Raw genomic sequence first — 20,299 nt, forward strand, 5'->3', positions numbered from 1 at the left:
GTCCAGAGTGAGGAACGGGCAGATGATCAAGATCAGGCAGTTGGCGTTGGCCGCCGGCGCTGCGGCGATTCTGGTATCCTGTGGGCCGCAGGGCGGCCTGGATTTCAGCAACTTCGATCCCGACCTGCGTCGCTGGGGCGGAACCGGGCTGGACACGGCCGAGGCCGCTGCGCGGGCCCAGCCGCGACCGGCGCCGGACCAGCGCGGTGTGATCTCTTATCCCGGCTATCAAGTCGCCATTGCCCGCCAGGGCGATACGGCCGCGACCATTGCTGCCCGGCTGGGGCTGAATGCCGCCGAATTGGCCAGATACAATGCCATCGAGGCCAATACTGTCCTGAACGCGGGGGCAGTTGTCGCCCTGCCACGTCGCGTCGCGGCCGGGACTTCGACGGCGGCGCCGGTTTTGTCGTCCACCGGCCAGGTCAGTGATCCTTTTGCCGGTCAGGGTATGAAGCAACCCGACGTGCCTGCGGTTGCGGGCGCGGGAACCGTGACTTCGCAGACCCTGCCCGCCTCCAGCCAACCCAAGCAGCATGTCGTCGCATCCGGTGAAACCGCTTGGTCCATCGCTCGCAAATATAACGTCTCGGCCAATGATCTGGCGCAATGGAACGGGCTGACGCAGGATATGACCCTGCGCGTTGGCCAGCGCCTGTTGATCCCCGTGGCTGGGCAAAGCCGGCCGGCCACGGCGGTCGTGACCGCACCGGGAACCGGAAGCCCGACCCCGAGCCCCCCTTCTGCTGCCGCGCCCTTGCCAAACGAGCAGACAGCGCCTGCCGCCAGCGCGGTTAACAAGCCTTCCAGCCCCGATCTGGGCAAGACCCGGACCGCAGCTTCGGGCAACGGCAAGTTCCGTATGCCTGCCAATGGTGCGATCATCCGCACCTATCAGAAGGGCAAGAACGACGGCATCGATATTTCTGCTGCGCCAGGCAGCACGGTTTCAGCCGCCGGCAGTGGAACGGTTGCTGCGATCACCCGCGACACCGACCAAGTGCCGATCGTCGTTGTCCGGCACGATGGCAATCTGATGACCGTCTATGCCGGTCTTGAGGATGTCACCGTGACCAAGGGGCAGTCGGTCAGCGCCGGAACCGCGCTGGGCAAGACCCGCAGCCAGGGCGTAGTGCACTTCGAGGTGCGCAACGGGTTCGATAGCGTCGATCCCGAGAAATATTTGAATTAGGCACCCTTGCGCTGCCAAGCATGACTGGCAAGCCTGTGCGGCTTGCCCAGCGGGGTGGCAGGTTCAGTCCTGTTCGCACATCTGACGCAGGGTCAGTTCGATCTCGTGACGGATCATCTGCTGCAAGTTGCTGTTGAGGCGATTGCCGATCTCGCCTTGAATCTCTTGCCGGATGGCCTCGCGAATCATGCCTCGTAGGTGGCCGCCTCTTTGCATATCCATGTCCTGCGATGCGAAAATATGCGGCACGCCGGTCTCGCAAACCGAGGACTCGGCGGCAGGGTTGATCGGTGTGACGGAAGCATTCGCGTGCAGCATGGTTTCCTCCATTTGCAGGTTGGTGGTGTTGGGTCCTTCCAGCGAAGCGCCAGAATGTTTGATCGCGGCAGGCGCGAAGTCGGCGAAAAGCGATGGTTCGGGGGAACCTGCCACGAGCCCTTCCGTATCGGGCAGATCAGCCGTCCCGGTCGCAGCCGTTTCCGCTGCCGGCTTTGGCGGCCAGCTGCAGAACTGCCGGGTATCTGGCGTAACCGCGACGGTTTCTGGTTCGGGTGGGGTTTGGGTACTTGCCCCCGAGTTAGTCCCATCCGCGCTCTTGGGCGTGACCAGAGTGCTGCTGTCCAGAACCAACGGGGTGATTTGCGCCGAAAATACGGATCGGTGCGATGATGCAGGCCGGATCGGAGGGCAAGAGGCGCTGTCTTGCGCAGGCAGCGCGTTCAGCGTTTGATTTGGGATGCCATCCTGAGAAATAAGTCGGCGGATCGAGGCCAGCACATCGCCGACGTTATCCGAGCCGGGATTCGGGGCCGGGTGGCGCATCATCTCATGCTGCATGATGCGTCACCGGATCAGGTAGAGCGGCGTCAGTCCTTTCCGATCGCACGCAAAACGCGATCAAGGCTTTTGCCCTGTCTGCTGGTATAGGGTGCGTCCTGCACCGCATTGTAATAGGCCGATGGGTCATAGGTCGGTATCCCAAGTTTCAGGTTTTCTACCGTCAACAGACCCATAGCGGATAGAAGTTGATAATGTGCTAATTGCAGATTGGCTTCTGCCGAGATTTTGTCGGCCCTTGCCTCAAGCAGCAATTGTTCGGCATCCAGGACATCCAGAGTGGTACGCGCGCCCAACGTCGCCTCTTCGCGCACGCCTTCGTAGGCCTGCTGTGCGGCGACGATCTGCTCATCAATGGCGCGAATCTGCGCCCGCGCCACCTCGATCCCCGCCCAGGCGCGGCCAACCGCCTCGTCGACCTGGCGCGAAACCTGCAGCAGCGCGGCTCGGGCTTGGTCCCGTTGCGCCATGGCCCTGCGATGAGCCGAGGGCAGGCGCCCGCCGGAATAGATCGTCTGCGACATGCTGAGCGAGGCGCCAAGATTGTTGCGCGTCGTCTCGGTTCCCTGAATCGACAGATCGTTGGAGCGGCTGATGCTGGCCTGCCCGGTCAGCGTCGGATTGCGCTCTGCGGCAGCTGCGGCCACGCCCAACTCTGCGGCAGCCGCCAGACGTTGGGACTGAAGGATTGCGGGATGGCTGCGCTGGCCGATCTGCCGCGCAGTCTCTAACGCGGCCGGCAGCGCTGGCGTGGGAGGCGGGGGGGCAAGCTGCCCCGGCGCCCGGCCGGTCGCGCCGCGATAGATTTCGCGCGCGATTTCCAGATTGCCGGTCGCCGTTGCCAGGCTGGCACGTGCAGCGGCCAAGGCGGCATCGGCCTGCGACACATCGGTCTGGGTGATTTCACCCACCTCGAAACGGTCCGAGGCCGCTTGCTGTTCCTGCCCGATCACTCGCACGGAATTTTCTTGCAGATCAACTTGTTCGGCGGCGCTGCGCACATCAAGATAGGCCTGAACCGCACCCAGCAACACGTCTTGCTCGACGCCCACCAGCGCGGCACGGGTGGCCAGCACGGTTTCTTTTGCCGCGTCTATGGCAATGGCGTTACGGCCCCAGTCGTAAAGCGTGATCTGGGCCTGCAGCCCGATCCCGGTCGAGCGGCTGTTGGCCAAGCCGTTGATCTTTTGGAAACTATGTTCGGCGATCCACTGCACCACCGGACGCAATTGGGCAAGGGCCGTAGCTGCGTCTTCGTCTGCGGCGCGCAACACGGCCCGGTTCTGCTCCAGAAGCGCCGAGTGCCGATAAGCCGCGACCATGGCATCGGCCAGTGATTCGGCCTGGGCAGGAACGGCAGCCGCCCCGGCAAACAATGCCGCGATCAGTGGGCGCTGCAGAGCCTTGAGCGTTTTGCGAAACATGCCATGACCTTTCCTGTCGGCATTCACAAGACAAAGCCCCGCGGACGCGCAAAGCCCGGAAGAAGCGGGGCAGCAGCATTAAAGGCAAAGCGCCAGTTCACGCGCCCGTCCAGTTTGTGGCCGATGCGGACGATACCTAAATTATCTTCGCGGAACAGGGCGACGATGCGGCCGCCCTCGCGCAGCTGGTCGGCCAGCGCGTTGGGCACCTGTTCGACCGCACCCTCGATCAGGATCGCATCATAAGGGGCCTGACCGGCGCAGCCTTCGTCCAGCGCGCCTTGGACAACGGCGACGTTGAACACATCCTGCGCGGCAAGCCGGCTTTCCGCCTCGGCCGCCAATTCGGCGTTTTCCTCGACGGCGACCACGGCTTCGGCGATATGGGCCATGACGGCGGCGGAATAGCCGTAGCCGCAGCCGATATCCAGCACCAGATCGTGGTTTTGCAGGTTCAGCGCATCTATCATCTTGCCCAGTGTGCGCGGCTCAAGAAGTACGCGGCCGGGAACAAGATCGATATTTTCGCCGACGTAAGCGACGTCCCGGCGCGAATCGGGGACGAACTGCTCACGTGGGACGCTCAGCATCGCGTCGATCACGGGATAACTGGTCACTTCGTTTGGACGAACCTGGGTGTCGACCATCATGGTGCGGCGCTGCGCGAAATCGGTCATCTATGCGAACCCTGCTCTCGGTTGGCTTTCTGCTCTATTGCCACGAAAATGCGGGGCGGGCAACGGCGCCGGATATTCTTGTCGCGATGGTGTTGCCGTGGCAGGCTTGCGGCATGAGCGAATATGTTTTTTCTCCGCCTCCGCCCGCCGTCCTGCCCGTTTCGGGGCAAAACGCGCGATTTCCGGTGAACCGCATCTTTTGCGTCGGGCGAAATTACGCCGCCCATGCCGCCGAGATGGGTGCAGAGGTGGATCGCGAGGCGCCATTCTATTTTCTGAAATCTGCGCATGCGGTGCGGCAAAGTGGCGCGATCCTGCCCTATCCGCCCGGAACGCGAGACCTGCATCACGAAATCGAGCTGGTCGTGGCCATCGCTGCCCCGACGTTCCGCATCAAGCCGGCAGAGGCGATGGCGGCGGTCTGGGGCTATGGCTCTGGTCTGGATATGACGCGGCGGGATTTGCAGGCCCGCGCCAAGGAAAAGCGGCACCCCTGGGATCTGGGTAAGAATTTCGAAGGCGCGGCGGTGATCTCGGCCCTGACTCCGGCGCGGAACTTTACCCCGGCAGACCAGCCCATCCGGCTGCAGGTGAACGGCGGCCTGCGGCAGGACGCGCGGATCTGCGACATGGTCTGGTCCATTCCAGAACTGATCGCCGATCTGTCGCAATATTATCACCTTGCGGCGGGGGATTTGATCATGACCGGCACCCCCGCTGGCGTGGGCGCCGTGGCTGCGGGTGACCAGCTTGCGGGCGGGGTCGAGGGGCTGGCGGCGGTCGAACTGACCATAGGTCCCGCGGAATAGATCAGGCCGGCTCTTTCCATTCCAGCACCAGTTGCGTCTGGATCACCACGGCGGCCAGCTTGCCATCGCCGCGATAGATGTCGGTTTGCCAGATCATCGTGGTCCTGCCCAGATGCAGCGGTTTGGGCCGCGCCTCGGCGATATCGCCCAGCCGGATCGGTCGCAGGAAATTCGTCTTGCTTTCCAGCGTGGTCGTTGCCGCGCCTTCCGGCAGGCGTAGATGCGTGGCCGTGCCCGCGGCATGATCGGCCAGGCTCATGATCGCGCCGCCATGCAGGACGCCATTGCGGTTGGTCAGCACCCGGGTGACCGGCACGCGCAGGATGACCTCGTCCAGGGTCGCGGCGACAATCTCCATCCCCAGCGATTCGGAATAGGGCGAATGCACCTCGATGGCGGCTGCGGTGTGGCTGTCGTTCATCACGCTCCCCTTTTTGCCCGCATCTTCTGCGGCAGAGAACACGACGTCAATTGCCGCGACGATTTCAGCAGGCCGGGACAGGCTCGGGACGTCCCGCCAGATCAAGGCCGCGTGCAGTAGGCGGATGCCAGGTTCTGGTGGCGTGATGCGCGCCCGAGGGGTTGGTGCCGATCTGCGATCCACCGGTGCCGCCGGTCCAGCCGGTCGAGCCGGAATTGTCCGGTGCGGTGCCATCAGCCGAGGCGGTCTCGGGCGTGGCAGGCTCGGCCATGGCGGCGGCCGCGGGGCATTCGCCTGCGCCTTGAACGGTTTCGACCACGGGCGTTTCCACGCTGCCGGGGGCGGTTTGGGCCGAAAGCGGTGCGGCCAGACAGGCCATCGCAAAGCTCAGGGCGATGGGGCGAAACAGGGAAATCTCAGGCATGGGCTGCATCCTCCTGCGCTCCAAACGCCAGCCGCCCCGCCAAGTTCCTCGCAATCCCGGCTTCTTCGTTGCCCAAATACCCAAAAACGGCGCTATTCGACCAAGATCCCGGCGCGCCCTTCCTCGGCATGGCCGACGATGGCGGCCAGCGGAAAACCCGCGCTGCGGATAATATCCAGCACCTCGTCGGCGGCTTCGGGGGCGCAGGCGACCAACAGCCCGCCCGAAGTCTGCGGATCGGTCAGCAGCGCCTGTTGCCACGGGGGCAGGCCTTCGGGCAGTTCGACCTCGGCACCATAGGCGGCCCAGTTCCGGGTCGAGGCCCCGGTGGCGAATCCCGCTTGGGCCAACTCGGCTGCGTGCGACAAAAGCGGCAGATCCGCCAGCCGCAGCCGCAGCCGCAAACCGGCGCCGCGCGCGATTTCCAGCCCGTGGCCCAGAATGCCAAAGCCGGTCACGTCCGTGATCGCATGCACATCGGCGCGTTTCGCCAGATCGACGCCGATCCGGTTCAGCGTCGTGGTCGAGGCGATCATTTCGGCAATGCCCGCATCGTCCAATGCGCCTTTCTTGATTGCGGCGGAATAGATGCCGACGCCAAGACCCTTGGTCAGGATCAGCGTGTCGCCAACCCGCGCATCGGCATTGCGCCGCAGTTCCGAAGGATGGCAAAGCCCGATCACGGCAAGACCATAGATCGGTTCGGGCGCGTCGATGGAATGGCCTCCGGCGACGGGGATGCCTGCCTCGTGGCAGATATCGCGGCCGCCCTCCAGGATCTCGCGGATCTGTTCGGGGGCAAGCTTGTCGATGGGCATGCCCAGGATCGCCAGCGCCATGATCGGCCGGCCCCCCATGGCATAGATGTCGGAAATCGCATTGGTTGCGGCAATCCGGCCAAAGGCGCGCGGATCGTCCACCATCGGCATGAAGAAATCCGTGGTCGCGATCACGCAGGTATTGTCATCGACCTGCCAGACCGCCGCGTCGTCCGAGGTTTCGGTCCCCACCAGCAGTTGTGGAAAGGCCTGCGCCATGGGCTGATCGGCCAGCAATTCGCGCAGCACCGAGGGCGCGAGCTTGCAGCCGCAGCCGCCACCATGCGCCAGCGAGGTCAGTCTGGGGTGGTCGTCCATGTCGGTCTCCGTCGCCATTGCGTCAGCCAGCGCACCGTAACGTAGAATGCCGGGACCATGAAGATGCCAAGGAAGGTCGCGGCGATCATGCCGCCCATCACCCCGATGCCGATCGAATTCTGCGCGGCCGCGCCCGCCCCGGTGGCGATGGCCAGCGGCAGAACGCCCAGGATAAAGGCCAGCGAGGTCATCAGGATCGGCCGCAGCCTCAGCCGCGCGGCCTCGACCGCTGCATCAACGGTGGCGCGGCCGGATTGTTCAAGCTCGCGGGCGAATTCAACGATCAGGATGGCGTTCTTGGCGGCAAGGCCGATGGTGGTCAGGATACCCACCTTGAAATAGACGTCATTGGCCTGGCCAAAGGTCAGCGCCGCCACGACCGCGCCCAATACCCCCACCGGTACCGCCAGCATAACTGAAAACGGGATCGACCAGCTTTCATAAAGCGCTGCCAGCGACAGGAACACCACCAGCGCCGAAAGCGCGAAAAGATAAGGCGCCTGGTTGCCCGATTGCCGCTCTTGAAAGGAAAGCCCGGTCCAGGCGGTGCCATAGCCGCCCGGAAGCTGCGCCACCAGTTCCTCCATGGCGGTCATCGCCTCGCCCGAACTGGTGCTGTCGCTTTGTTGGCCGGTGATCTCGATGGCGTCGATGCCGTCCATGCGCGACAGGCTCGGCTCGACCGGTTCCCAGCGGGTGGTCATGAAGGCGGTAAAGGGCACCATCTCGCCCGAGGCATTGCGGGCATACCAGCTGTCCACGTCTTCGGGCTGCATGCGGTTTGCCGCCGTGGCCTGCACGATCACCGGCCGCAGTTGTGCGCCAAGCGCGAAATCGTTCACCTCGGTCCCGGCAAAGATCGTCGAAAGCATGGCGTTCACACCCGACAGGCTGACACCCAGACTTTCGGCCTTTTGCTGGTCGATATCGATCTTCAGCGCCGCCTCGGTTTCGGTGCCGCTGCTTTCGACGCTTTGCAGGCGCGAGTCTTCCGCCGTGACCTGCTCCAGCGTCTTGGCGGCCTGAGTCAGTGCCTCGGCCCCGCCGCCGGACTGATCCATCAGATACATGCTGAAGCCCGCCGCATTGCCCAGCCGCGGGATCGCCGGCGGTTGCAGAAAGGTGATGCGCCCCGCCCGATGGTTCTCGAACCGGTCATTGGCGCGCGAGGCGACGGCGCTTGCCGCAAGAGAGGGGTCCTGGCGCTGATCGAAATCGCGCAGTTTGACAAAGACCATGGCCCGGCTTTGCGAGGTGCCGGAGAAACCGTAGCCCATGGCGACAAAGACCGATTCGACCGCGTCTTTCTCTTCGGTCAGCATGTAATCTTCGATCTCCTTCACCACGGCGGCGGTCTGCTGCGCGGTCGAGCCTTCGGTCAGGGTAATGCGCGATTGCAGCACCCCCTGATCTTCGCCGGGGATGAAGGTGGTGTGCATGCGGCCAAAAAGATCGATGGCGCCATAGCTGATTGCGGCCAGAACCAGCATGACCAGCAGCGGCCGGCGCAGGGTGCGCCGCACGGTGGCGGAATAGCCGCGCGTCACCCGGTCGAACCCGGCATTGAACCAGCGAGCCGGCGCGAAGCGGGCCGGGCCATGATGCTGGCGCAAAAGGCTTGCGCACATAGCGGGTGTCAGGATCAGCGCCACCAAAAGCGACAGCACCATGGCCGTGATGATGGTGACCGAGAATTGCCGGTAGATCACCCCGGTCGAGCCGGGCATGAAGCCCATGGGCAGGAACACCGCCGACAGGACCAGCGCGATGCCGATCAGCGCGCCGCTGATTTGGCCCATGCTTTTTTCCGTGGCCTCGACGGGACCAAGCCCGTCCTCTTTCATCACCCGCTCGACGTTCTCGACCACGACGATGGCGTCATCGACCAAAAGCCCGATGGCCAGCACCATGGCGAACATGGTCAGCGTGTTCACCGAGTATCCCAGCGCCGCGAGCATGCCAAAAGTGCCCAGCAGCACGACCGGAATGGCGATGATCGGGATCAGCGTCGCACGCCAGTTCTGCAGAAAGATCAGGATGACCAGAAAGACCAGGACGATGGCTTCGATCAGGGTGTGATAGACCTTCTCGATCGACAGTTCGACAAAAGGCGCGGTGTCATAGGCGATGCGGACCTCGACCCCCTCGGGCAGTGCGTTGCGTAGCCCATCCATCGTGGCGGTCACGGCATTCGCGGTCTCGACCGCATTCGCGCCAGTGGCCAGGTTCACCGCAAACCCCGAGGCGTTCATGCCGTTGAAGCGTGAATCGCGACCGTATCGCGTCTGGCCGATCTCGACCTCGGCCACGTCGCCCAGACGCACGGCGGCGCCGTCCTCGCCGGTCCTCAGCAGGATATTGCGGAAGTCCTCGACCGAGGTAAGCTGGCTTTGCGCGGTGATATTGGCGGTGAACTGCTGGCCCAGCACCACCGGCTGATCGCCCAGACTGCCGACCGAAACCGTGCTGTTTTGCTGTGCCACAGCGGTGGTGATGTCTGTGGGGGTCAACTGGAACTGCGCCAACTGCAGCGGGTCCATCCAGATCCGCATCGCATAGCCCGAACCAAAGATGTCCACGCCGCCAACGCCCTCGGTCCGCTTGACAGGGCCTTCGACCACCTGCTCCAGCAGGTTGCCCAATTCGATGGTGGAATGCTGCCCGGTGGTTGAAACCAGCGCCCCCACCATCAGGATCGACGAGGACGAGCGCGTCACCGAGACGCCGTCGTTCTGCACGGGCGTCGGCAGCCGGCTTTCGACCGAACGGACCTTGGACTGCACCTCGTTCAGCGCATCCACGGGGTCCACGCTGTCGTCGAAGGTCAGCGTGATGGTGCTGCGTCCGGTCGAGGCTGACGAGACCGTGTAAAGCAGCCCATCCAGCCCGGTCAGCACGTCCTCGATGGGCGTTGTGACCGAGTTTTGCACCGCTCGCGCAGTTGCGCCCGAATAGTTGGCGGTGATGCGGATCGTGGTCGGCGCGATATCGGGATATTGCGAAACCGGCAGGCTGATCAGCGACCAGGTGCCGATCAGCATGGTCACGATGGCCAGCACCCAGGCGAATACCGGGCGATGAATGAAAAACTGCGCCATGCTTCAGCCTTCCCCGCGTTCGTCGGCCTCGCGCACGACGCCTTGGGCGTCGATGATGACGGGGATGGTGGTGATCTCGGCCCCCGCACGCAGGTTGTCCAGCCCGTCAACGATCAACTGTTCGCCCGGGCTGATGCCCTGGGTCACGATCCAGCTGTTGCGATAGCTGCCCTGCTCGCTCAGCGTGACCTGCTGGGCCTTGCCTTCGCGGGCGACAAAGGCGGTCAGCGTGCCGTCCGAGGCGCGGCTGGTCGCGCGTTGCGGCACCAGCACGGCGCGGGTGGTGCCCAAGGTCAGTTTGACGCGCAGGAACTGGCCGGGCAGGATCATCTGGTCGGGATTGTCGAATTGCAACCGGATCGGCACCGTGCCGGTAGTGGGCGAAACCGCGATGCCGGGGCTGACGATCCGGCCCTCGCCCTGATATTCCTCGCCGGTTTCCAGGATCAACTGGGTCTTTACCCCACCGTTGACCACCAACTGCCCGGCGCTGATGCGCGCGCGGGTGCGCAGCATCCGGGCGCTGGATTCCGAAACATCGACATAGATCGGATCAAGCTGGGTGATGGTGGTCAGAGTTTCGGACTGGTTCGCCGTCACCAGATCCCCCACCGAAACGGCCGCGACATCCGCCACACCGTCCAGCGGGCTTTGGATCTCGGTGCGCTGCAAGGCCAGCAGCGCCCCATCCCGGGCCGCCTCGGCAGCTTTCAGGTTCGCCTCGGCCTGCTTCAGCGCCACTTCGGCATTGGCGCGCTCCACGGCCGAGACCCCGGACCCCTCCAGTCGCCGATAGCGGGTGACGGTGTTTTCCGCCTGTGTCAGGCTGGCTTCTGCCCCGGCCACAGCCGCCTCGGCCGCGGCAAGCGCGGCTGCCAGGGTTTCGGGATCCAGCCGGAACAACACGTCTCCGGCCTTGACGGGCCTGCCGGAATCATAGGAGATTTCAAGAACCTCTCCGCCAACCTGCGGCCGGATGCTGGTTTGCTGATAGGCAATCGCACGACCCGGCAAGGTGACGGTATAGGGCACATCCTCTTCGGCGGTGGCTACGACGCCAACTTCGGTGGGTCCTTGTGGCTTGCGTCCGTCCGGCCCCTGCTGCGCGAAAGCCTGGCTCGCCAGCAGGATCGCCAGCGTCGCCCATCTTGTGATCCCCTGCCCAGAGGCCATCTGCCGTTCCTTGCGGTTTGGTGGTTGGCGCATTGTCTAGACGGCGAACCCCAATGGCAAGTAAACGGCAGGCTCATCAGCGATCACGGATTCGCCAGCACGGCATTTGCGGCTTCTTCGTTGTCCAAATACCCATGCGACCGGGCAACGCTGCGCATCCCGATCCGTCTTAGAAATCGACGCAGATGCCCTTCTTTTCGTAATCGCCATAGCGCACCGGCTCGGGCCCGTCCCGGCCGCCCAACTCGACCGGCAGGTTCAGGGGTTTCGCATTGCGGCGGCGCTCTTCGGCTTCGGCAAGCGCGCGCTGTGCTTCGGGCGGCAGATCCTTGCGGTCGGTCATGGCGATTTCCCCTGCTTCACGCTAGACCGGACCAATCTAGACAAGAGGCAGGCTTTGAACAAGACACGCGCGCAAGGACAGGCAGGGGATGGGGCAAGATCGGGCGCGCTGCGTCTGCTTGCCGCGGTGGACATGGGCGCGACGCTGGACGAGGCGGCCGCATTGGTCGATCGCCTTGCCCCCTCTGAACGCGCCCGCGCCCGACGCCTCGCGCTCGAGGTATTGCGGCGCGAGGAACGTGCCGACCGGCTGCTGGCACCGATGCTTGCCCGTCGCCCCCGGCCAGAAATCATGCGCATTCTGCGTCTCGCCACCGTCGAGATGCTGGCCTTGGGCGAGGCGCCGCATGGCGTGGTGAACTCGGCCGTGGCGCTGGCAAGGGCATCGGGGCGCAAGGGACAGGCCGCCTCCGGCATGGTGAATGCGGTGCTGCGCAAGGTCTCGGGCGCAGGCGAGACCTGGGCCGCGCTTCAGCCACAAAAGATGCCGGCCTGGTTGCGCGTCCCGGTCGTGGACGCATGGGGCGAAGATGTTGCCCGTGCCATCGAGGGGGCGCATGAGGCCGGCGCGCCCCTGGACCTGACCCCAAAGGGCGAGACCCCTGGCGAGGTGCTGCCGACCGGCTCGCACCGTCTGCCTGCCGGCGCTCAGGTTTCGGCGCTGCCCGGCTATGACAAGGGCGACTGGTGGGTGCAGGATGCTGCCGCCGCGCTGGCGGTGTGGGTGCTTGAGCCCCAACCCGGCGAAGTGATCGCCGATCTTTGCGCCGCGCCGGGCGGCAAGACCCTGCAACTCGCAGCAGCCGGGGCCGAGGTCACCGCGATTGATATATCCGAGCCGCGCCTTGCGCGCGTGGCCGACAACCTTGCGCGTTGCGGGCTGTCAGCGGGGCTGGTCGCGGCGGATGCGCTGGCATGGCGGCCGGATCAGCCGCTGGATGCGGTGCTGCTGGATGCGCCCTGTTCCGCGACCGGCACCATTCGCCGACACCCGGAACTGCCGCGCATCCGCGACGGGGCCGGGCTGGCGGATCTGACCGCGCTTCAGGCGCAACTGATCGACCATGCGCTGGGGCTGCTCAAACCCGGCGGGCGGCTGGTTTATGCCACATGCTCGCTTTTGCCCGCCGAGGGCGAAGAGCAACTGTCGGCCGCGCTTGCCCGCCACCCCGGCCTGATGGTCGAACCTCCTCGTGCCCCCGGAATCGATCCCGGCTGGATCACTGCGCAAGGCGCGCTGCGGCTGCGCCCCGACCTGTGGCCGGAACGCGGCGGCATGGACGGGTTCTTCATCGCGCGCTTGCGGAAATCCGCCTAGCGGACCTAAGGTTGCGTCATACTAGCGAATGCGTTGCCCATGACCGAAAGCTCTGTCGCACCAAGGGGATTTCTACGCCGCCCCGAACCCAAGGCCATCGGCCATTCCGGTCGCGGCGAGCAGATCGTCGGCGGCACCCTGCATCTGGGCGGCATCACCCTGACCGGCGATTTCTTCGCCGCCGACCTGCCGGCCAGCGTCGCGGCGGACCTGAACGGTTTTGGTTGGCTTGACGACCTTGCGGCCGTGGGCACCCCGCGCGCTCGCGCCATCGCGCAGGATCATGTGCTGCGCTGGCTGCGCCGGCATCGCCAGACCCTGCCCGAGGCGCCGGAATGGGCGCCCCAGGTGGCCGGCCGGCGGTTGCTGCGCTGGATCTTTCACGCCGGGATGATCCTGCCGGGTCTGGATCGCGATGGGGCCGGACCCTATTTTCGCGCGCTCGACCAGCATCTGAACCATCTGCGCGACAGTTGGTATGACAGCGACGACGGGCTGTGCCGGCTTGAGGCGCTGGCAGGGTTGGCCATCGGCGCCATGTCCCTGCGCGACCGTCAGTCCATGGCGCAGCCGGCGCTGATCGCGCTGGCCGAAGAGGCAGATGCCATGGGCGTCGCCACCTTGTCCGAATCGCGTGCGCCCGAATCGCTGCTGGAAGCCATGGCGCTGCTGGTCTGGGCACAGGAGGTCGCCGAAGAGGCGGGGCTGGAATGCCCGCCCGAATTGCACGCCATCATCGCCGAGATCGCGCCCATCCTGCGCGCATTGCGCCATGCCGACGGGGCGCTGCCCCGTTTCCACGGCGGCGGACGCGGCGCGGCCGGACGTCTCGACCGCTGCCTGCGCATGGCGCAGGGTCCGGCTTTGCCCGTCAGCGGGCTGGCCATGGGCTTTGCCCGCATGGCGCGGGCGCGCACCACGCTGATCCTTGATGCGGCCCCCCCACCGGGTGGTCCGGCTGCGATCCGCGCCCATGCCTCGACCCTGGCTTTCGAACTGACGGTGGCGCGCCAGCCCTTGATCGTGAACTGCGGTCCCGGCGACGGTTTCGGCCCGCTTTGGGCCCGGGCCAGCCGCGCCACCCCCTGCCACTCGGCGCTGTGTCTTGCGGGGCTGTCCTCGTCGCGGCTGAACCCGAACCGGCAAGAGGGCGAGCCCGATATCCTGACCGAACGTCCCGCTTTGGTCTGGGCCGGTGATTGCGACGCCTTGGGCAACCTTACCCCGCCCGATTGCGGTCCGACCCACTCGCCCGAGCCGGCGCATCTTCTGGCCGGCCACGACGGCTGGCTGGCCAGCCATGGCCTGACGCATCTGCGCGAGCTTTGGCTTGATCCCGACGGCATGGCGTTGAGGGGCGAGGATTCGCTGGCGGCGCTGGATGCCAGCGCCCAGACCCGGCTGGAGCAGGTCCGCCCCGACGAGGGGCTGGCCTTCGACATCCGCTTTCATCTGCACCCCGACGTGCAGGCCAGCCAGCAGGGCAACGAAATCCGCCTGACCCTGCCCAATGGCGAGGAATGGCTGTTCACCCATGACGGGGTAGGAGAGCTGCGGCTTGAGGCATCCTGCCTGCTGGATCGTGCCATGGCCGAGCCGCGCCCCTCGCGCCAAATGGCGATTTCCGCCCATCTGCAGGGGCGTGCGATCCAGATCGGCTGGACCTTGGCGCGTTCCGGGGGTAGGTGACGGGCCAAATCCGCCATCCATCTCACGGGACACCGACCGATGACCGACCGCATTCCGCTGAAGCGCGCGCTGATTTCCGTTTCCGACAAGACCGGGCTGATCGACTTTGCGCGGGCGCTTTCGGCGCGGGGCGTCGAGATACTGTCCACCGGCGGCACTGCCAAGACGCTGCGCGAGGCGGGGCTTAGCGTGGTGGACGTGGCCGACGTGACGGGTTTCCCCGAGATGATGGACGGCCGCGTCAAGACGCTGCACCCGGTCGTTCACGGCGGCCTGTTGGCGTTGCGCGACAACGAAGAGCATATGGCTGCCGCGGAATCGCACAAGATCGGGATGATCGACCTGCTGGTCGTGAACCTGTACCCGTTCGAGGCCACCGTGGCCAAAGGTGCGGGCTACGACGACTGCATCGAGAATATCGACATCGGCGGCCCGGCGATGATCCGCGCTGCCGCCAAGAACCATGCCTTCGTCACGGTCGTGGTGGATGTCGAGGATTACGCCGCCGTCCTGACCGAGCTTGACGCCAATGACGATCGCACCACCCATGCCTTCCGCCAACGGCAGGCCCAGATCGCCTATGCGCGGACGGCGGCCTATGATGCGGCTGTTTCGACCTGGATGGCGCAGGCCATTGGCGAACAGACCCCACGCCGCCGCAGCTTTTCGGGACAGTTGGCGCAGACCCTGCGCTATGGCGAAAACCCGCATCAGTCCGCCGCCTTCTACAAGGACGGATCGGATCGCCCGGGCGTCGCCACCGCCCGTCAATGGCAGGGCAAGGAGCTGTCCTACAACAACATCAACGACACCGATGCCGCCTTTGAACTGGTGGCCGAATTCGACCCGGCGCAGGGTCCGGCTGTGGCGATCATCAAGCACGCCAACCCCTGCGGCGTGTCGCGGGGCGACAGCGCGGTCGATGCCTATCGGCGCGCCTTTGACTGCGACCGCACCTCGGCCTTTGGCGGCATCATCGCGCTGAACACCACGCTTGACGGAGAGACGGCAAAGGCGATCACCGAGATCTTCACCGAGGTCGTCATCGCGCCCGAGGCCACCGACGAAGCGAAAGAGATCTTTGCCGCCAAGAAGAACCTGCGGCTTTTGACCACGGGCGGGCTGCCCGATCCTTCGGCCCCCGGGCTTGCCTTCCGTCAGGTGGCGGGCGGGTTTCTGGTGCAGGGCCGCGACAATGGCCGCATCCTGCCTGCGGACCTGAAGGTGGTGACCAAGCGCCAGCCTACGGATCAGGAACTGGACGACCTGCTTTTCGCCTGGACCGTGGCCAAGCATGTGAAATCGAACGCCATCGTCTATGCCCGCGACCTGGCCACCGTCGGTATCGGTGCCGGTCAGATGAGCCGCGTCGATTCGACCCGTATCGGCAAGCGCAAATCCGAAGACATGGCCGAGGCGCTGGGTCTGGCGCAGGCGCTGACCATCGGTTCCTCGGTCGCCTCGGACGCCTTCTTCCCGTTTGCCGACGGGGTTGAGGCGCTGGCGGCGGCGGGTGCGCGGGCGGTGATCCAGCCCGGCGGCTCGATGCGTGACGCCGAGGTGATCGAGGCCGCCGACCGGCTGGGTCTGGCCATGGTGTTCACCGGCCAACGGCATTTCCGTCACTGATGGCAGAGACCGCGTCCCCCAAGCCGCGGAAAAGCCCGGCGCCCCGAAAGCGGCGTTCGAGAAAGCCGCCACAACCCCCAGTCTGGCGTAACGTCCTGCTGGTGGCAGGGCTGGTTTTTCTGCTGGATCAGGTGCTGAAGTATCTGGTCGTGCATGTGCTGCGGCTGGATCAGTTGCGCGAGATCGACGTATTCGACCCGTGGCTGAACCTGCGCATGGCCTGGAATCAGGGCATGAACTTCGGCCTTTTCGCCAGCGACGTCGAGGTGATGCGCTGGGTGCTGATCGTCATCGCCCTTGCCGTTTGCCTTTGGGTCGGGATCTGGGTTGGACGCGCCAAGCCCTCGCGCTTTGCGCAGATTTCGGCCGGGCTGCTGATCGGCGGGGCTTTGGGCAATGTCGTGGACCGGCTGACCTATGGTGCGGTCGCGGATTTCCTGAACATGTCGCTGCCGGGCTGGCGCAACCCCTATAGCTTCAATGTGGCCGATATCGCGATTTTCGCAGGTGCGATGGGGCTGGTCCTGCTGCCGCCCGACAAGAAGCCGGGGACGAAAAAACGCAAGACCCCTGCCAAGCCTCGCACGGCGAAACCGCGCCCGCCTGATCCGCAGCCGCAGACCGAGGCGCAAGGCGAACTGGTGCTGGATGACAAGACCCGTGACGAGCCGGGGAATACGCGCTAATAACGGGCCGGAAGAACAAGAGGGACGGAAGATGCGGGCGATCGCGCTGACCATGACCATGCTGCTGCTGGCCGCCTGCAGCAGTGATCCGCATCTGATGAACACCAATTCCGGCAGTTCCAGTCCAGATGAATTCTCGATCCTGCCCACCAAGCCCTTGCAGATGCCGGCCGATCTGAACGTGCTGCCCCCGCCGACGCCGGGTGGCGCGAACATCACCGATCCGACGCCGCAGGCCGATGCGGTGGTGGCATTGGGCGGCAATCCCGGGCAGCTTTCCGCGCAGGGTATCGGGGCGGCGGACGGCGCGCTGATCGCCTATGCCTCGCGTCTTGGCCGCGACCCGGGGATCCGCCAGACCACCGCGCAAGAGGACCTGAAATGGCGCAGCCGCCATTCCCGCCGCGCGCTTGAGGTCCTGGCGCGGACCAATGTCTATTACCGCGCCTATGATCCGATGACGCTGGATAGCTGGTCCGAACTGGAACGCTGGCGCCCGACGGGCGTGCAATTGCCTGCGGCGCCGCCGCGCGGCATGGGCGGCAACGGCAAGGTGCAGGCCCCCCGCGTAGTGGATCGGGTGCCGATCCTGAGCGAGGACTGATCCCGCCGCTCGCGCTTTGATCACGCCGAGATGACAGGCGGCAGGCTTGCGCGTGACCGCGCGCAAGGGCAGGTTCAGGGCGCGACCCGGAACCGGAGCCTGTCATGATCATTCTGACCCGTCTTGCCCCCTTTGCGCTGGTGCTGGCGGCGACACCCGCGCTGGCCGAAATGCCCAGCGGGATCAGCCATTTTACGCTGCCCAACGGCCTTGAGACCGTGGTGATCGAGGATCACCGCGCCCCGGTCGTGGTGCAGATGCTGTGGTACAAGATCGGTTCGGCCGACGAACAGCCGGGCAAGTCCGGCATCGCGCATTACCTGGAACACCTGATGTTCAAGGGCACCGACAAGCTGGGACCCGGTGAGCTGTCCAAGACCGTGACCGCCAATGGCGGCATGGACAACGCCTTTACCAGCTATGACTTCACCACCTATTTCCAGCGTATCGCCAGCGACCGGCTGCCGCTGATCATGGAGATGGAGGCCGATCGCATGGCCAATCTGAAGATCGGCGAGGACGACTGGCAGGCCGAACGGCAGGTCGTGCTGGAGGAGCGCTCGCAACGCACCGACAGCGACCCCGGCGCGCAATTCGGCGAGGAACGCAGCGCCGTGCAGTTCTATAACCACCCCTACGGCCGCCCGGTCATCGGCTGGCGGCAAGAGATGGAGGGGCTGACGCGCGACGATGCCATTGCCTGGTATGACGCGCATTATGCCCCCAATGCCGCAGTGCTGGTGATCGCCGGCGACGTGACGCCCGAACAGGTCAGGGAACTGGCCGAAACCCATTACGGCCCCGTCCAGCCCAAGGCCGACGCGCCCCGCAATCCACGCCCGCAAGAGCCGATCCAGCGTTCGCCCCGGCGAATTGAACGGGTGGATGCCCGCGTCGCCCAGCCTGTGATGATCCGCACCGTGATCGCGCCCGAACGCAACAGCGGCGATCAGCAGACTGCCGCCGCGCTGACCGTATTGGCCGATCTGCTGGCAGGCTCCAGCCAGACCTCGATGCTGGCGCGGGAACTGATGCTGACGGGCAAGGCGCTTTACGTCAACGCCTTCTACGACGGGTTCTCGGTCGATCCGACGACCTTCGGTATCTCGATGGTGCCGGCCCCGGGCGTCGAGAATGCCGAGGCCGAGGCGGCGCTGGACGCAGCATTGGCGAAATTCCTGGATGAGGGGCCTGATCCCGCGCAATTGGAGCGGGTCAAGACCCGGATTCGTGCCGCGCGTATCTATTCCCAGGATTCGGCGCATGGCCGGGCCTATGACTATGGACAGGGCCTAGCCACCGGCCTGACGGTCGAAGACGTGAACGATTGGCCCGAGATTCTGGCCGCCGTTACGCCTGAGGACGTTCGCGCCGCCGCGAAACTGGTGCTGGACAACCGCGCCACCGTTACCGGCTGGCTGCTGCCGGCGCCGGATGCGCCTGCCGACGCGCTGCAACCCGTCTCTGCCGAAGCTGCCAATCCGGGGGAAGTCGAATGATCCGCGCTTTTGCCACGCTTGTTTTTGTCGCACTGGCCAGCCTGCCTGCCCGCGCCATCGAAATTCAGGAAATCACCTCGCCCGGTGGCATCAGGGCCTGGCTGGTCGAGGATCATTCGATTCCCTTCACCGCCCTGTCCCTGATGTTCAGGGGCGGTGCCAGCCTTGATGCGCCGGACAAGCGCGGCCAGATGAGCCTGATGACCTCGTTGCTGGAGGAAGGCTCGGGGCAGATGGATTCGGTGCAATATGCCGAGGCGGTCGAGGGGCTTGGGGCGCAGAACCGTTTTGACGTGGGTGACGATGCGCTTAGCGTCAGTGCGCGGATGCTGACGGAAAACCGCGATCAGGCTGCCGAATTGCTGCGTCAGGCACTGACCGAGCCGCGCTTTGACCCCGATGCGGTCGAACGGGTGCGGGCGCAGTTGCAAGCCGCGATCCGGTCCGAGGCGACCGATCCGAACTCCATCGCCAGCAAAGAACTGGCCCGGCAGGCATGGGGCGATCACCCCTCCGCCACCTCGATCAACGGCACGCTTGAATCCGTCGCCGCGTTGACGCGCGACGATCTGATCGACGCCACGAACCGCATCCTTGCCCGCGACCGCGTAGTGGTGGCGGCGGCAGGCGATATCAGCGCCGAGGATCTGGGCAAGCTGATCGACACTGTCCTTGGCAGGCTGCCCGAAAAAGGCTCGGTGCCGCTGCCGGACAGGGCCGAATTGCAGCTGACCGGCGGGGTGACGGTGATCGACTGGGACAGCCCGCAAACGGTGGTCAGTTTCGCCCAACCCGGCCTGCCGATGTCCGATCCCGACTATTTCGCCGCATTCGTCGCAGATCATATCCTGGGCGGCGGCGGCTTTTCATCGCGGTTGATGGATCAGATCCGCGAGAAGCGTGGGCTGACCTATGGCGTGCGCACCGGTCTTTCGAATGGCGTCTATGGCGAAACCTGGCAGGGCGGCATGGCCAGCGCCAATGACAAGGTGGCCGAGGCCGTCGGGCTGATTCGCCAAGAGTGGGACCGGTTTGTCGAGGGTGGCGTGACGGATAAGGAATTGACCGACGCCAAGACCTATCTGACCGGCGAATATGCCCTGCGCTTCGACGGCAACGGCAAGATTGCCAGTATTCTGAGCGGAATGCAGTTGATCGGCCTGCCCGCGGATTACGTCAACACCCGCAACAGCAAGATCGAGGCCGTCACCGCCGAGGATGTGCAGCGTGTCGCTACGCGCGTGCTGCATTCCGACCAGATCCGCTTTGTGCTGGTCGGCCGGCCGGAAGGCATTGACGCCACGAACTGACGAATCCTTTTATGACGGGGCGGGAAATGCT

The 20,299-nt window shown here is 65.1% G+C and carries 18 protein-coding genes; 9 read left to right on the plus strand and 9 right to left on the minus strand.

The window, feature by feature from the left end:
- Positions 1 to 22: 22 nt before the first annotated feature.
- Entirely contained in the window at positions 23 to 1,192 is a 1,170-nt protein-coding gene (locus JWJ88_RS00405; protein WP_205294152.1) for a M23 family metallopeptidase, read from the plus strand.
- Positions 1,193 to 1,255: 63 nt separating this feature from the next.
- Here JWJ88_RS00405 and JWJ88_RS00410 read toward each other — a convergent pair whose 3' ends face one another.
- The 3 genes from JWJ88_RS00410 to JWJ88_RS00420 form a co-directional block, all read right to left on the minus strand.
- The gene (locus tag JWJ88_RS00410; RefSeq protein WP_205294153.1) at positions 1,256 to 1,624 is read right to left on the minus strand and encodes a hypothetical protein; all 369 of its coding nucleotides are present in this window, start codon (positions 1,622 to 1,624) and stop codon (positions 1,256 to 1,258) included.
- 434 nt (positions 1,625 to 2,058) lie between these two features.
- The gene (locus tag JWJ88_RS00415; RefSeq protein WP_205294154.1) at positions 2,059 to 3,453 is read right to left on the minus strand and encodes a TolC family outer membrane protein; all 1,395 of its coding nucleotides are present in this window, start codon (positions 3,451 to 3,453) and stop codon (positions 2,059 to 2,061) included.
- 23 nt (positions 3,454 to 3,476) lie between these two features.
- Positions 3,477 to 4,130: a protein-L-isoaspartate O-methyltransferase family protein gene (locus JWJ88_RS00420; protein ID WP_205294155.1), complete on the minus strand. Its 654-nt coding sequence runs from the start codon at positions 4,128 to 4,130 to the stop codon at positions 3,477 to 3,479.
- 113 nt (positions 4,131 to 4,243) lie between these two features.
- On the opposite strand from JWJ88_RS00420, the gene JWJ88_RS00425 reads away from it, so the two are divergent.
- Complete coding sequence (locus tag JWJ88_RS00425; RefSeq protein ID WP_205294156.1) at positions 4,244 to 4,939, plus strand: fumarylacetoacetate hydrolase family protein; 696 nt, start codon at positions 4,244 to 4,246, stop codon at positions 4,937 to 4,939.
- Between the two features lies 1 nt (position 4,940).
- Here the strand turns inward: JWJ88_RS00425 and JWJ88_RS00430 are convergent, their stop codons facing one another.
- From JWJ88_RS00430 to JWJ88_RS00455, 6 genes are all read right to left on the minus strand, one after another.
- Positions 4,941 to 5,360, minus strand: a complete 420-nt coding sequence (locus JWJ88_RS00430; RefSeq protein ID WP_205294157.1) for a PaaI family thioesterase — start codon at positions 5,358 to 5,360, stop codon at positions 4,941 to 4,943.
- A 64-nt stretch (positions 5,361 to 5,424) separates the two neighbouring features.
- A complete protein-coding gene (locus JWJ88_RS00435) occupies positions 5,425 to 5,784 on the minus strand; it encodes a hypothetical protein (protein ID WP_205294158.1) in 360 nt (119 codons plus the stop codon).
- Between the two features lie 92 nt (positions 5,785 to 5,876).
- The gene (selD, locus tag JWJ88_RS00440) at positions 5,877 to 6,920 is read right to left on the minus strand and encodes a selenide, water dikinase SelD (RefSeq protein WP_205294159.1); all 1,044 of its coding nucleotides are present in this window, start codon (positions 6,918 to 6,920) and stop codon (positions 5,877 to 5,879) included.
- Positions 6,899 to 10,018 (minus strand): efflux RND transporter permease subunit, encoded by a 3,120-nt coding sequence (locus JWJ88_RS00445; RefSeq protein WP_205294160.1) that lies wholly within the window; start codon positions 10,016 to 10,018, stop codon positions 6,899 to 6,901. Before JWJ88_RS00445 ends, selD begins: the two co-directional genes overlap by 22 nt.
- A gap of 3 nt (positions 10,019 to 10,021) precedes the next feature.
- Positions 10,022 to 11,191 (minus strand): efflux RND transporter periplasmic adaptor subunit, encoded by a 1,170-nt coding sequence (locus JWJ88_RS00450; RefSeq protein WP_205294161.1) that lies wholly within the window; start codon positions 11,189 to 11,191, stop codon positions 10,022 to 10,024.
- A 169-nt stretch (positions 11,192 to 11,360) separates the two neighbouring features.
- Positions 11,361 to 11,534, minus strand: a complete 174-nt coding sequence (locus JWJ88_RS00455) for a DUF1674 domain-containing protein (RefSeq protein ID WP_205294162.1) — start codon at positions 11,532 to 11,534, stop codon at positions 11,361 to 11,363.
- Positions 11,535 to 11,666: 132 nt separating this feature from the next.
- Here JWJ88_RS00455 and JWJ88_RS00460 point away from each other — a divergent pair, with 132 nt between their 5' ends.
- The 7 genes from JWJ88_RS00460 to JWJ88_RS00490 all read left to right on the plus strand — a co-directional run bounded on the left by JWJ88_RS00460 (position 11,667) and on the right by JWJ88_RS00490 (position 20,268).
- The gene (locus tag JWJ88_RS00460) at positions 11,667 to 12,851 is read left to right on the plus strand and encodes an RsmB/NOP family class I SAM-dependent RNA methyltransferase (RefSeq protein ID WP_240200229.1); all 1,185 of its coding nucleotides are present in this window, start codon (positions 11,667 to 11,669) and stop codon (positions 12,849 to 12,851) included.
- Between the two features lie 39 nt (positions 12,852 to 12,890).
- Positions 12,891 to 14,540, plus strand: a complete 1,650-nt coding sequence (locus JWJ88_RS00465; RefSeq protein ID WP_205294164.1) for a heparinase II/III family protein — start codon at positions 12,891 to 12,893, stop codon at positions 14,538 to 14,540.
- Positions 14,541 to 14,579: 39 nt separating this feature from the next.
- Positions 14,580 to 16,169 (plus strand): bifunctional phosphoribosylaminoimidazolecarboxamide formyltransferase/IMP cyclohydrolase, encoded by a 1,590-nt coding sequence (gene purH, locus JWJ88_RS00470; RefSeq protein ID WP_205294165.1) that lies wholly within the window; start codon positions 14,580 to 14,582, stop codon positions 16,167 to 16,169.
- A gap of 101 nt (positions 16,170 to 16,270) precedes the next feature.
- Complete coding sequence (lspA, locus tag JWJ88_RS00475) at positions 16,271 to 16,855, plus strand: signal peptidase II (RefSeq protein WP_407673864.1); 585 nt, start codon at positions 16,271 to 16,273, stop codon at positions 16,853 to 16,855.
- A 31-nt stretch (positions 16,856 to 16,886) separates the two neighbouring features.
- Positions 16,887 to 17,459 (plus strand): DUF3035 domain-containing protein, encoded by a 573-nt coding sequence (locus JWJ88_RS00480; protein ID WP_205294167.1) that lies wholly within the window; start codon positions 16,887 to 16,889, stop codon positions 17,457 to 17,459.
- Positions 17,460 to 17,563: 104 nt separating this feature from the next.
- Complete coding sequence (locus JWJ88_RS00485; RefSeq protein WP_205294168.1) at positions 17,564 to 18,958, plus strand: M16 family metallopeptidase; 1,395 nt, start codon at positions 17,564 to 17,566, stop codon at positions 18,956 to 18,958.
- Positions 18,955 to 20,268 carry a M16 family metallopeptidase gene (locus tag JWJ88_RS00490; protein WP_205294169.1) on the plus strand — a complete coding sequence of 438 codons (1,314 nt, stop codon included), beginning with the start codon at positions 18,955 to 18,957 and terminating at the stop codon, positions 20,266 to 20,268. The genes JWJ88_RS00485 and JWJ88_RS00490 overlap by 4 nt, the downstream gene beginning before the upstream one ends.
- Positions 20,269 to 20,299: the final 31 nt, after the last annotated feature.

The sequence above is a fragment of the Paracoccus methylovorus genome, from assembly GCF_016919705.1.
GTDB lineage: Bacteria > Pseudomonadota > Alphaproteobacteria > Rhodobacterales > Rhodobacteraceae > Paracoccus > Paracoccus methylovorus.